This window comes from Actinoplanes sp. DH11 (assembly GCF_020873875.1).
Lineage (GTDB): Bacteria > Actinomycetota > Actinomycetes > Mycobacteriales > Micromonosporaceae > Actinoplanes.
Map to the genome: position 1 here is coordinate 262,227 of NZ_JAHWGU010000007.1, position 13,244 is coordinate 275,470.

Here is a 13,244-nt window from a genome sequence, read left to right on the forward strand (position 1 = left end):
CGGCACGGCGGTAACCCGTAGCCCACCCCAGTACGCCCCGTGGATCGCGACGTACCCGCTCAGATCGCGACGGCTTCGCCGAGCAACCCGTAGGGCAGATCGGCGCGGCGCTTCACCTCGAGCTTGCGGTACACCCGCGTCAAGTGCTGCTCGACGGTGCTGACGGTGATGAACAGTGTGCTGGCGATCTGCCGGTTGGTCTGTCCCTGCGCGGCCAGCAGCGCCACCCGGCGCTCCGCGTCGCTGAGCTTGACGACATCCGGGTCGTCGCTGAACGTGCTCGGTTGCCGGGGCGCCGCGACCGGTCCGGCGACGACCGGTGCCGGGTGCGGCTTCACGGCGGCGACCGGGCGGTGGATCTGGAGTTGCTGAACCCGCTGTATGGTGAGCCGTGCCTTCGTGTACTCACCGAGGGCGTACTGGGCTCGGCTGAGATCGGTCAGGGCGTCACAGAGCTCCAGCCGGTCACCGCTGTGCTGCAGCATCTCCACCGCCTCGCGCAGGATCGGCACCCGCCGTCGCAGCTCGGTCGCGGCGGCCAGCACACGCAGCGAGATCCCGCGAGTGCGCCGGTTGTAGGAACCGAGCTTGGCGAGCTGGTCGAGGGCGAGGTGCTGGGCAGGCTGCCCCAGGCTCAGGTAGGCCTCGGCCAGGTCGGTGCGCCAGGGCACGATGCCGGGCAGGTCGAGGCTCCACTTCACCATCAGTTCGCCGCACGCCTTGAAGTCCTCGATGGCCGAGCGGTGATATCCCCGGGCCAGGTAGTAGCGGCCACGGGCACGCAGGTAATGCAGGCCCACCGGAGTCTGGAACATGGCGTCGGGGACGCGGACGTTGAGGTGGTTCTGCGCGGCCTCGTACTGACCGGACCGGCTGTCGACAAGCATCAGGACGGACAGCGGCAGGCCGATGAAGACCCCGAAGCCACGCGGCGAGATCATGCCCAGGGCGGTACGACCGTGCCGCTCGGCATCACTCAGGTTGCCCTGCCGGAAGCTGATCAATGCGCGCATCGCCAGCAGGTGAGCCGTCCAGGTGGGGAAGTTGCGCTGCTCGGCCTCGGCCAGCAGCGCGTCGCACCAGTAGGCGGCCTTGTCCAGGCAGTCGGCCTGCGCCAGGGTGTCGAGCGAGGCGAGGATGTGGTCGTACATGGCCTCGTCCAGCCGTGACTGCTGCAGCACGACCTGGGCGTCCTCCACGCTGTTGCGGTTGAAGCCCTCCCGCATCACCGTCTCCCGGACGCCGGCAGCGCGTTGCCGCAGCTTGCCGGTCATGGTCGTGACGATCGGCGGCGACGACGACACGGATCCCTCCGCCGCCGGACCGTCGAAGTGCTCGGGGTAGGCGTACGCCAGGCAGGTGGCCGCGACATCCAGCGAGACCGCGACGTCGGCGTCCCGGCCCGTGTCCGAGGCTCGCGCCCGGTCCAGCAGTTCGGCGGCCTCCTTCGGCCGGCCGCTCCAGGAGAGATGCCGGACCAGCGTCATGGTGTCGTGCCCCCCGAGCTGCCCGGCCCGCTCGGCGTTCAGCAGCTCGTGGACGTCGCGCTCGGCCGCGGCCGGCTCCACCCGCCACTTGGCCCGCACGATCGCCGCCCGTATCTCCGGCCGGTCGGCCTTCCGCGCGCCGCGCTCCGCCAGTTGCAGGCAGCTGAGCGCCACGCAGGTGTCGCCCTCCTCCAGCGCCTGTTCGGACGCCTCGCGCAGCACCGGCACCGACCACTCGGCGTCCGCGAAGTGTGCGGCGATCTTGTGCCGAGCCACGGTGCCGGCCGGCGCCCCTCCCTGGTAGAGCAGGGTGGCCGCACGGCGGTGAAGTTCCATCCGCTCCTGCGGGCTGGTCAGCTCGAAGACGGCCTGACGGGCACACTCGTGGGTGAACAGGCCGCCGTTCAGCAGACCCGCCTCCGCGGCCGCCTCCATGGCCCACGTCATCGAGGCGACGTCGGTGTCCAGCATCTCGGCCAGCTGCGCCGGCGTGGCGGAGCAGCCCAGCACCGCCAGGGCCCGGGCCATCGGCATCATCACGGCATCGCCGCGCAGCATCGAGGTGACGACGCTCTGTCCGTACGAGGTGGCGGCCGCGGCCACCTTTCCGGGAACCCGATCCAGCCGGTAATCGTCGAACAGCGCGTTCAACAGCCGGGGATTGCCACCGCTGAGCTCGTGGCAGACGGCGGCAGTGCACAACCCGGCGAGCTCGGGAGCGTCGACGAGCATCTCGGCGACGTCGTTGTTCGACAGCAGATTGAGGCGCAGGAAACGGCAGTGCGGTTGACTGAGCAGTTCCGCCCAGAGCTTGGAATGCGTGCGCTGAACGCTGCTGCACTCGGTCAGCAGCACAAGCACCGGTTCGGTACGGATCCTGCGGGCCAGGTGCAGCAGGGCCAGCATCGAAGTCTGGTCCAGCAGATGGGCGTCGTCGATGCTCAACACCAGAGGCGCCTCATGGGCGATCTCCAGCAGGATCGAGGTCAGCCGGTGCAGGAGCGGGGAGATGGCGCGCTCCGCGATGGACTCGTCCTGATGCACGGCGACACCGAGCAGCACGTCATCGAGCAGCCGGGTGGCGAGCAGAGCCTGGTCGGCGGTGAGGCGTGCGGAGCTGAGCAACCGGTTGAACGCGCTCAGCGGGGCCTGCCGATCGGCCTGCAAGGCGTCGACGCCCTCGAAGCGGGCGCCGGGTTCCGTGGTCGCGGCCGCTGCCGCTCGGAGCAGATCCGTCTTTCCGGAACCGACCGGTCCCCGGACCGCGACGATGCCTCCTCTTCCCTGGAAACAATTTGTCAATGCTTCTTCAACGACTGCGGATTCAGCGATACGCCGGACCAGCAACGTCCCTCCCCCGAGTAGGACTTTCGAACCATAGCGATCGGCCTGATTCGGTTCCGATTTCGAGTCTCCGAATGAATGCCTCAACGTGATCCTTGGTCAACGCCCCAAAGCACTAATCGTGAGTAAGGAAGGCCCCGACCACACAGGAATCTCTCAGCAATTCTCCCGAGAACCCTCGGATTAATGACCGTCCTCGATACGCCATCCTAGCCGCCGCCAAGGGATCAAGCACAAGACCCCGCCCACCATGATCATTAGTCGGCGCCTCACACAACGTGATAACTATCCGAACTGGACTGTCGCATATCGGCTCGACCGAGATTACAGATCAATAGCATGGGTTCGCGGCGACTGACAACCCCTAGTTGACAGATCGGCAGCCCGGCCGGCCACGCACCCCCGCATCGAAACTCGCATGCCCGGCGTCGAACCCCGCGCGGTCGAGGTTCAACGCGGAACACTCTTCGAGGGTGGATCCGGCGGCGCTTCCCCTATCGGCGCCGCCGGCGACAGCGGACCGGTTCCCGCAGTACTGGACGGTAACAATGACTGCACCGCAATATCGGGTGGAAGAGACCGAACCGCATGGTTCCTGCCTTAACCGGCGGAGAACGGCTCATCGGCCGTACCGGATTTTCCATGAGATGCGTACCAAATAGCGGCGCGCATTCTCACGGTGTGTAGCCGGATTTCCTCCCTCGTCCGATCATCGGACTCCCCGTGCCGCCAGAAATCGCCGATGAGTGCACAAAAGGAGGAAGGGTGAATAGTTCTATCGTTGCGCAACTCGCGCCGAAGGCGACAAAGATCGCATAAAAGTCTCTTGACAGGGCGGACGTCATGGGTCGGCTGTACGGCGCGTATCGGCCGCGTGGTACCGGGCGACGGGTCCCCGGCGCGAATCTCGGGGGGCAGCCGTGGTCGTACGGCTCTTCCAGCGCGTCCGACACCACCTGGGTGTCGCCGACCATTCACCCGATGTTCGCGCACCGGCGGAGGTGGTATCGGCACCACGAGCAGACGCGGGGTGGAGGCGGAGGCCAAACGGCGTCGGGGCTCCGGGGGCGCCCCTCAGGAAGTGGCGGGGTCCGGAACGGCGGGGGTCTGGAGCGGCGGGGCCCGGAACGGCGGGGGCCTGGAGCGGCGGGGGCCTGGAGCGGCGGGGCCCAGAGTCGGCAGCAGCCGGGTCCGGGAACCTCACGGCATGCCTCGATCGGCGGCGGGCGGGCAGCGAAAGGCAAGACGGCCGGACGGCAACGCGGACGATGATCAGCCGGCGGACGGCAGGTGCGACGACAGGCCACACAGCGCGACGGGCCGGAGGTGTGCGAGACGGCGCGCAGGGGCTTGGGCGGCTGAGTCACCGCGAGTGGGCCGGCGGGGCTCTCGCGCCGGCCGGCCCAGCTGGCGCACCGGTCAGTCGACGGCGCGGCGTTTGAATCCGATCACGCCTGCCACCAGCATGGCGACGGTCATGCCGGTTAGCGCCACGAGGGTGATCCACAGGTCCATCGACGGCACCTCCGAACCCAGCAGCACGTTGCGCAGGCCCTCACTGGCATACGTCAGCGGGTTCAGCGCGCAGACGACCTGGAACCACGGCAGGTTGCTCAGACCGGACCACGGGAACTGAGTGGCGCCGGTGAACATGAGCGGCGTCAGGACGGCGGTGAAGACGAGGTCGATCCGGTTCGGCGGCACGAATGTACCCATCACCATGCCCATCGCCGCCGCCGCGAGAGAGCAGAGCACCAGCAGGCCGAACGCGGGCAGCAGGCCGGAGGTCTGCCAGTGCACGCCCTCGAGGATGAGGAAGCCGATCGGGATCATCACGACGCCGGAGAGCAGGCCGCGCAGCGCTCCGAAGATCACCTTCTCGGCGGCGACGACCGCCATCGACACCGGCGCCAGCAGCCGGTCCTCGATCTCCCGGGTGAACGAGAAGTCCAGGATCATCGGCATCGCGGTGGCCTGAAGCCCGCCGAGGAAGGCGTTGAGCGCGATGACGCCGGGGAAGAGCAGCTGAGCGAAGTTGCCGTCGATGAAGCCGAGATCGGGCAGCACCTTGCCGAAGATGAACAGCATCAGGAATGGCTGGACCAACGTCTTCACCAGGAAGGACGGCACTTCCCTGCCGGTCACCACGATGTCGCGGCTGAGCAGCGCGCCGAAGACTCGCATCGTGGCGCCGAAGCCGATCCCGCCCGATGGAGGCGTCAGTGGATGCCCGGCTGTCGCCTCGGTCGGCGCCTCAGTGGTCGCGGTCATCGGAGCTCCCGTCCGGTCAGGTGAAGGAACACGTCCTCCAGGCTCGGCTTGCCGACGTTCAGCCCGGAGACCTGTGCGTCGATATCGGTGAGCGCGCGCAGCATCGGCGGGACCACCGCGGAAGACTCGGCGCTGGTGTAGAGCCGGAACTGGAGACCGTCCTCATCGGCGGCGGGCGGCGCCGGCATCCACGGCGGCGGCGGTGGCATCCCGGGCGGCAACGCGGGCGCGCCGCCGCCGGTACGCTCCACCCGCTCCACCTTCTCCAGGTCCTCGAGCGCCGCCTGGATGGCGTCCGCCCGGTCGTCGTCCGCCTGGACCGTGACGGTGAGCGTGGTGCTTCCCGGCAGCAGACCGGTCATCGCGGCCGGGGAGTCCAGTTGCAGCAACTTCCCGTGATCGACGATGCCGACCCGGTCGCACAGCTTGGCCGCCTCCTCCATGTCATGCGTGGTGAGCACGACCGTGACGCCCTCGTCCCGCAACGCCCACACACTGTCGTGCACGAAGATCCGCGCCTGCGGGTCCAGACCGACCGTGGGCTCGTCGAGGAAGAGCACGGCGGGTTTGTGCATTAGGGCGCGTGCGATCATCACGCGCTGGGCCTGTCCACCGGAGAGCGTGTCCACGTTCGCCGCGGCCTTGTCCGACAGGCCGGTGCGCTCGAGCATCGCGTCGGCGCGCCGGCCACGTTCGGCACGGCCGACACCGTGATAGGCGGCGTGGTAAAGCAGGTTCTGCCGGACGTTCAGCGCCCGGTCCAGGTTGTTGCGCTGCGGCACCACGGCCAGGACGCGCCTGGCCGTCTTCGCATCCTGGGTCACGTCCACTCCGGCCACCGTGGCCCTGCCGGAGGTGGCCACAATGCGCGTGGTGAGAACGCCGATCGCGGTGGTCTTTCCCGCACCGTTCGGGCCGAGCAGGCCGAAGACTTCGCCGCTTCGAACCGAGAAGTCCAGCTCACTGAGAGCGGCCGGCATATTGGGGTGGTACTTCTTGACCAGCTTTTCCACCGTCACAGCTTCGCGCATAGAAGGAGGCTACCGTCGGTGGGCATGCGCAAAACCCCTGTCCTTTCTGAGGCACCGGCCCCGCCGCGGTAGGGGTTGACCCTTTCCCGGCGCAACGCCTAACGTCCCGACAAAGACAATCCTTCGATTAACGCAATTTGTTTCCGACAATTAATATCCTGGATCCCCGGCACGCGAAACGCGATGCCGGTTCTGTGTGTGTGTGGAGGTCCGGTGTCGACTGACCACTATTCGCATCACGTCGCGGTGCTCGGCGCCGGCGTGATGGGCACGGGCATCGCCGCCATGGCGGTCGGGCACGGCGTCGCGGTGTCGCTGATAGACATCGACGGCGACAAGCTCGACCGCGCCCGGGCGGAGATCGCGGGGAAAATCCGACACGCGGGTCTGCTGGGCTCGTTGCCGGACGGGCGGGATCATGGCGAGCTGACGCTGAGCGACTCGGTCCGGGACGTCGCCGGCAGCACCGCGGTGATCGAGGCGATCACCGAGGAGCCGGACCTCAAGGCCAAGGTGCTGGGCACGGCTTCCGCGACGATCCGCCCCGGCACCCCGATGATCTCGAACACCTCCGGCATCCCGATCGACGAGCTGGCCGGTTCGGTGCAGCGCCCGGAGGACCTGCTGGGCACTCATTTCATGAACCCGGCCTACCTGATTCGCATGGTCGAGGTGGTTCGCGGGCCACGCACCGGCGAGGCCGCCATGGCGGCCGCCCGGGACATGCTGACGGCCATGGACCGGACCGCGATCGTCGTGCGGGACTCCCCCGGCTTCGTGACCAGCCGGCTGCTCCATCCGATGATCAACACGGCGGCGCGCCTGGTCGGCGACGGCGTGGCCGACGCCGAGGCGGTCGACACGCTGATGCGTGGCTGCCTGGGCCATCCCACCGGCCCGCTGCGCACCGCCGACCTGATCGGCCTGGACAACCTCGTCGACTCCCTGGAGGTGCTGCACGCGCGCACCGGGGACGACAGCTGCCGCCCGTGTCCGCAACTCGTCGACCTCGTCCGGGCCGGCCACCTGGGCCGCAAGAGCGGCCGTGGCTTCTACGACTACAGAGGAGCATTGTCGTGACGACACAACCCGTCACCGGCGCCGTACCGTCCGCGGACTCCGTGGAGTCCCAGCTGCTGGCGCACCTGGAGGAGCGGACCCGGACCGTGGTGGCGCCCGAGCAGGACCTCTTCGCCACCGGCGTGGTCTCCTCGCTGTTCGCGATGGAACTCGTCGTGCATCTGGAAAGCACCTACGACGTCTCCATCGTCGGCTCAGACCTCAAGCAGGACAACTTCCGCTCGGTCCGCCGGATGACCGAGCTGGTCCTCCGGCTGCGCGCCGGCGATGCCTGAGCGGGTCAGCACGGCGGCCACGCTCGTCGAGGAGCTCGTCGGCGACAACGCGGCCCGGTGGGACGCCGCCGGTGAGATTCCCGGGGGCGTCCTGCGCGAGATGGGCGAGCGCGGTCTGCTCTGCGCGCAGGTGCCGGCGGCGTACGGCGGCCTGGGCCTGACAAGCGCACAGAACGGCGAGCTGACCGCGCACGTCGGCAGCCTCGACAGCTCGCTGCGCAGCATCATGACGTCGGTGGGGATGGCCGCCTGGACCGTGCAGCGGCTCGGCGACCGGCCGCAGCACCGCGAGCTGCTCACCGGGCTCGCGGCCGGCCGGCTCGCCGCGGTCGGCTTCAGCGAGCCGGACGCCGGCAGTGACCTGAACGCCATCGCGACCCGGCTGCGGCGCGACGGTGACCAGGTGGTGCTGAACGGGCGAAAGGTCTGGATGACGGCGGCCTGCTACGCCGACCTGTTGATCGTCGTGGCCCGTGACGGCGACTGCGCGGCCGCGGTGGCGGTGCCCGCCGACACGCCCGGTGTCGTCGTGGAACGCGTCCCGGACCCACTCGGGTGCCGTGCCGCCGGGCACGCCAACGTCCGCTTCGACGACGTCCGGCTGCCGGCCTCCGCGGTGCTCGGCGGTGGCGGGCAGCCGCTGCCGCTCGTGGTGACGACCGCTCTCGCGTACGGCCGGATGTCGGTGGCCTGGGGCAGCACCGGGATCATCCGGAGCTGCCTGCGTGCCGCGGTCGGACACGCCAGAGACCGGGTGCAGGGCGGCGGTCCGCTCGCCGGGCACCAGCTGGTCGCCCGCCATCTGGCCGATCTGAAGGTCGCCGAGTCCGTCAGCACCAGCTCCTGCGCGCACGCCAGCGCATGCTGGGACGCGCGGTCACCGGAGGTCACCACGGCCACCGTGATGGCCAAATATGTCGCCTCCGGCCTCGCGGCCAGCAGCGCGGCGAGCGCCGTTCAGGTACTCGCGTCGGCGGGCGCCGGCAACTCGCACGTGGTCGCCCGGGCCTACCGGGACGCGAAGCTCATGGAAATCATCGAAGGCAGCTCGGAGATCTGCCAGCTGCTCATCGCCGAGCACGCCGTGGCGAGCTCGGTCTGATCCTGGAGGCAACATGACGGACGGGCCGGCGCTGGTGAAGTGCCTTGTCTGGGACCTCGACAACACGCTGTGGCAAGGCACCCTGTTGGAGGACGGTGAGATCCGGCTGCCGGACGCCGTCCGTGCCACCCTGGCAACCCTGGACAGCCGCGGCATCCTCAACTCGATCGCCAGCAAGAATGATCACGACCATGCCTGGGCGCGGCTCGAGGAGCTCGGCGTCGCCGAGTACTTCGTGTGCCCGGCGATCGGCTGGGGACCCAAGTCCGATTCGGTGCGCACGGTTGCCAAGACGCTCGACTTCGCCCTCGGCGCCATCGCCTTCGTCGACGACCAGCCCGCCGAACGGGCCGAGGTCACCTTCCACCTGCCGGAGGTCCGCTGCTACACCGCGGAGGAGGTGATCTCGCTGGTGGACCGTCCCGAGTTCGATCCGGGCACGGTCACCTCCGATGCCCGCGGACGCCGGGAGATGTACCAGGCACGGTTCCGGCGGGAGGCGGAACAGGCTGCGTTCACCGGGCCCACCGAGGAATTCCTGCGCTCCCTGGAGCTGTGGATGCGGATCCAGCGGGCGAGCGGCGACGACCTCTCCCGGGTGCACGAACTGACCCTGCGCACCAGCCAGATGAACGCGACGGGTGTCCCCTACGCCGACGCGGAGCTGCGCGCCCTGCTCGACGACCCGCGTCACGAGGTGCTGGTAACAAGCATGGGTGACCGATTTGGATCGCACGGTGCGGTCGGTGTGACGCTGCTGGCGAAGTCCGAGCGGGTGTGGCACCTGAAGCTGCTGGCCACATCGTGCCGGGTCGTCTCCTTCGGCGCCGGCACGGTCATCCTGAACTGGCTGACCGACGAGGCCGCGCGGGCCGGCGTACACCTGATCGCCGACTTCCGGCGCACCGCGCGGAACCGCATGATGGACATCGCCTACCGCTTCGCCGGCTTCGACGAGCAGGACTGCGCGTGTCGCGCCACCCTGCCGCCGGCCGCCGCCGAACCTGCTGTCGAACGCCTGCACCTGGTGCCCACGCCCCGGCCGGCGCCGGAGCTGGTCGCGCTGACCGCGCCCGGGCTCGCCGGCGCGGGGCCGGTCAGCGCGGACGCTTACGGACGAGGGTGACTCCGTCCGCGATCATCAACATCGACAGGTCGACCCGGTCGTCGTCGCGCACCATCTCGTTCAGCTCCCGGATCGCGACGGTGTCCGGGTCGTGCCGCGTCTCATCGGTGACCTGGCCGCCGAGCAGGGTGTTGTCGACGACGATCAGGCCGCCAGGCCGGACCAGCCACAGCGCCTCCTGGTAATAACGCGGATAGTTGACCTTGTCCGCGTCGATGAACGCGAAGTCGAAGCTGTCCGCGCCGCGCTCGGCGCGCAACGCGGGCAATGTCTCGACGGCCCGGCCGACCCGCAGCTCGATGCGGTCGGCCACCTCGGCCCGCTTCCAGAACGGCGCTCCGACGCCCGCCCACTTGTCGGTGACGTCGCACGTGACGACGCGTCCGTCCGGACCTGCCGCGCGGGCCATGCAGAGGGTGCTGTACCCGGTGAAGGTGCCGATCTCCAGCACGTTCCGGGCGCCGCACAGGGTGATCAGGAAGGCCAGCAGCTGACCCTCCTCGGCCTGCACCTGCATCGCCGTGCCGGCCGGGTACGCGGCGGTCTCCACACGAAGCTCACGCAGGATCGGGTCCTCCCGCAAGGAGACCGCACGCAGGTAGTCGGAAAGCTCTGGGGTCACTTCGATCTGACTGGCCACGGCACTGACGCTAGACGCACGAGCGGGCCGCGCCCGCGCGTCGCCGGCGGAACAGGGGATCGGTAGGGGTCAGTCAGTCCGGCGGCCGCTGATCGCCTTGCGCACCTCGTCGGCGATGTCGCGGCGCTCCGGCTCCGGCGAATCCATCGCGGAACTGCGCGCCGGCACACCGCCGAACCCGGCACCGGGCCGGATGTCGAAGTTGCGGGCCACGGCCAGACCGATTCCGATCAGCACCAGACCGAGCAGCATCATGCCGCCGATGACCCACCACTGGTACGCCTGCGGCATGTGCAGCGCCAGGAACCAGGAGGTGATGCCGGAGCCGGCGAGCTTCAGGATCATCGGGACCAGGCCCTGAGCGACAAGCGGAACCCAGCACGCGACGAAACAGCTGAGCACCACGGCGACGGCCCAGGGCGGCGCCTGCCCCGTACCCCCGGCGAGAGCGGGCGGCCGTCCGACGGCGACAGGCGCCGGACCCGAACGCATCCGGGACAACAGCTCGGGCCCCTGCGCGGCGAGACGGCGGGCCGCGAGCAGACCGAACCCCCAGGCGTACGCGACGCCGCTGGCAACACCCAGCACGACGGCCACCCAGGCCAGCGCGGGGACGTCCAGGGTGCCGCTGAGCCACAGCACGCCGAACGTGGGTGCCAGGGAGGGGACCACGACGGCCAGAACACCGATCACCTGGACCACGTCGATCCGGTTCTCCCAAGCGCCGCTGCCCCGGTTGCGCGGGTCGGTCAGCGGCACCATGGCGTGCACCGCGACCAGCACGACGGCGCCGGAGCCCGCGCCCAGCGCCGCCGCGGTCAAGGCGATCGCCCACGGCCACGCCCACCCGAGCCCGGCCACGGCGGCGAAGACGACAGTCAGCACTATCGCGATCGGCGCCACCACGAGCAGCCAGGCATATTGCCGGCCTCGTACGTCGGCACGCTCCCCGCCCGGCGTGACGAGAGTCAGCCACAGAGCGGTGCCGTCCGTGCCGTACAGGTTCGCGGTCACCGCGGCCGTCCACACCACCACCATCAGGCCGGTCCAGGGCAGGAAGATCGTGGCACCGTTCACCAACGGGATCACGGCCTGCAACAGGCCGTAGAAGACGGCGAAGAACACGAAATGGGTACGGGTCACATCGCGTAGCCAGGTACGCAACTCCTTGCCCGTGACACCGTCGTCCACCCCGGCCAGCCGGACCGCACGCGGACGCCGCCCGTTGCCGCGGCCCGCGGTCAGCTGCCGCCGCAGCACAGTCGCCCAGACGCCCGCCAGCAGCAGGTCAAGGACCAGCAGGCCGCCGAGTGCACCGATGGCGAGCAGCCAATCGCGCCGACCCACGGCATCGATCGATGTCAGTGCCCAGCCGGACGGCAGCGCGCGCATCGTGGCCGACAACGTGTCCGGGAAGCCGGTCGCCAGCGCCACGCCGAGGGCCGGCGCGAGCGCCCAGACGGAGTTCGCCGCCGCCAGCAGGGCCGCGGTGAACAGCCCGGACAGCGCCGCACCCGGCTGGCTGCGCACCACCTGCCCGCGGACCGCCGTGATCACCTTGGACAGCAGCACGAACAGGGCCAGCGTGAGCGGAAGCGCAATCAGCCCGGCAAGCGTGGCGAGAAGCCCGAACGGTGCCGCGTAGACCAGCAGCCCGGTCAGCGCGACAAGCGTCACCGCCGGTCCCACGCCGAGCCCGGCAGCGGCCAGCAGGCCGAGCGTCAGCGTGCGCGCCCCGATCGGGAACAGCACCAGCTGGTCGGCGCGCAGGTCGTTCTGCCCGGCACCGAACAGGATCGGGCCCAGCGCCCAGCCGGCGAGCCAGACCAGCATGGCCATCGCCAGCAGGTCGCCGCGCACCTCGGGGACGCCGAAGTCGAGGGTGGCCAGGTAAACCGTGCCGGCGGCGGCAAGCAGCCCGATGACGCCGCCCAGGAAGAGTTGCACCGCCCACTGGCCCGACATCGAACGCCGGAGCAGGGTCAGCTTCAGCCGGATCAGTTCGCCAACCACGACAGGCCCTCCCGGCCGCCGGAGCCGCCGCCACCGACCAGGCCGACGAACCGTTCCTCGAGCGTCTCCCCGCCAGTCACCTCGGCGGTCGGCCCGGAGGCCAGCACCCGCCCGCCGGAGACCACGGCGACATGGTCGCAGGTCTGCTCCACCACCGGCATCACATGACTGGAGAAGACGACCGAGCCGCCGGCCTCGACGAACCGGCGCAGGATCGTCTTGATGGTCGCGGCCGAGATCGGGTCGACCGCTTCCAGCGGCTCGTCCAGAACCAGCAGCTGCGGCCGGTGCAGCAGCGCGGCGGCCAGACCGATCTTCTTGCGCATGCCGGTCGAATAATCGATCACCAGCGTGCCACCGGCGTCGTCGAGTTCCAGAACGGCGAGCAACTCGGTCGCCCGCGACTCGATCGTGGCGTGGTCCATCCCCCGGATCCGACCGGCGAACCGCAGCAGCTCCGGACCGGTGAGCCGTTCCGGGAGCGCCAGCGAATCGGGCAGCACCCCGAGCATCGTCTTGGCCCGTACCGGATCCGCCCACACGTCCACGCCGAAGACGCGCACGGTTCCCGCGTCCGGCCGCAGCAGTCCGACCGCCATCATCAGGCTGGTGGTCTTGCCGGCCCCGTTCGGCCCCACCACCCCGAAGAAACTCCCCGCCGGCACGGTGAGCGCGACGTCGTCCACAGCCACCTTCTCGCCGAACCGTTTACGCAGGCCGACGATCTCCAAGGCCGGCGGGCCCCCGTCCCCTCGATGACGGACGTCCTCCGCGGCATTCGCCTGTCGCACTGCGGACTCCTCACTAGATCGGCACCGGTCGGCAACGAAAGTTGTTGATCTCGGCGCACGCCACGATAGGGGATCGAGCGTGAC

Annotated in this window: 10 protein-coding genes; 4 read left to right on the forward strand and 6 right to left on the reverse strand. The window is 69.6% G+C overall.

Going from position 1 to position 13,244, the window contains the following annotated elements:
- Nucleotides 1–59 precede the first annotated feature (59 nt).
- The 3 genes from LPA41_RS13130 to LPA41_RS13140 form a co-directional block, all read right to left on the reverse strand.
- Nucleotides 60–2,918, reverse strand: a complete 2,859-nt coding sequence (locus LPA41_RS13130; RefSeq protein ID WP_306469504.1) for a LuxR family transcriptional regulator — start codon at nt 2,916–2,918, stop codon at nt 60–62.
- 1,332 nt (nt 2,919–4,250) lie between these two features.
- Nucleotides 4,251–5,102: an ABC transporter permease gene (locus LPA41_RS13135; RefSeq protein WP_229070425.1), complete on the reverse strand. Its 852-nt coding sequence runs from the start codon at nt 5,100–5,102 to the stop codon at nt 4,251–4,253.
- Nucleotides 5,099–6,133 carry an ABC transporter ATP-binding protein gene (locus LPA41_RS13140; protein WP_229070427.1) on the reverse strand — a complete coding sequence of 345 codons (1,035 nt, stop codon included), beginning with the start codon at nt 6,131–6,133 and terminating at the stop codon, nt 5,099–5,101. Before LPA41_RS13140 ends, LPA41_RS13135 begins: the two co-directional genes overlap by 4 nt.
- A gap of 213 nt (nt 6,134–6,346) precedes the next feature.
- Here LPA41_RS13140 and LPA41_RS13145 point away from each other — a divergent pair, with 213 nt between their 5' ends.
- The 4 genes from LPA41_RS13145 to LPA41_RS13160 are packed head-to-tail and all read left to right on the forward strand — an operon-like array spanning nt 6,347 to nt 9,716.
- Nucleotides 6,347–7,213 (forward strand): 3-hydroxyacyl-CoA dehydrogenase family protein, encoded by an 867-nt coding sequence (locus LPA41_RS13145; protein ID WP_229070429.1) that lies wholly within the window; start codon nt 6,347–6,349, stop codon nt 7,211–7,213.
- A complete protein-coding gene (locus LPA41_RS13150) occupies nt 7,210–7,488 on the forward strand; it encodes an acyl carrier protein (RefSeq protein WP_229070431.1) in 279 nt (92 codons plus the stop codon). Before LPA41_RS13145 ends, LPA41_RS13150 begins: the two co-directional genes overlap by 4 nt.
- Nucleotides 7,481–8,590 (forward strand): acyl-CoA dehydrogenase family protein, encoded by a 1,110-nt coding sequence (locus tag LPA41_RS13155; protein WP_229070433.1) that lies wholly within the window; start codon nt 7,481–7,483, stop codon nt 8,588–8,590. Before LPA41_RS13150 ends, LPA41_RS13155 begins: the two co-directional genes overlap by 8 nt.
- A gap of 13 nt (nt 8,591–8,603) precedes the next feature.
- Nucleotides 8,604–9,716 carry an HAD family hydrolase gene (locus tag LPA41_RS13160; RefSeq protein WP_229070434.1) on the forward strand — a complete coding sequence of 371 codons (1,113 nt, stop codon included), beginning with the start codon at nt 8,604–8,606 and terminating at the stop codon, nt 9,714–9,716.
- Here LPA41_RS13160 and LPA41_RS13165 read toward each other — a convergent pair.
- The 3 genes from LPA41_RS13165 to LPA41_RS13175 form a co-directional block, all read right to left on the reverse strand.
- On the reverse strand, nt 9,688–10,356 hold the full coding sequence (locus tag LPA41_RS13165) for a class I SAM-dependent methyltransferase (RefSeq protein WP_229070436.1): 669 nt from the start codon (nt 10,354–10,356) through the stop codon (nt 9,688–9,690). The two genes, LPA41_RS13160 and LPA41_RS13165, sit on opposite strands and share 29 nt — an antisense overlap.
- A gap of 69 nt (nt 10,357–10,425) precedes the next feature.
- Nucleotides 10,426–12,369 carry a hypothetical protein gene (locus LPA41_RS13170; protein WP_229070438.1) on the reverse strand — a complete coding sequence of 648 codons (1,944 nt, stop codon included), beginning with the start codon at nt 12,367–12,369 and terminating at the stop codon, nt 10,426–10,428.
- On the reverse strand, nt 12,354–13,160 hold the full coding sequence (locus LPA41_RS13175; RefSeq protein WP_229070439.1) for an ABC transporter ATP-binding protein: 807 nt from the start codon (nt 13,158–13,160) through the stop codon (nt 12,354–12,356). The genes LPA41_RS13170 and LPA41_RS13175 overlap by 16 nt, the downstream gene beginning before the upstream one ends.
- Between the last annotated feature and the right edge of the window lie 84 nt (nt 13,161–13,244).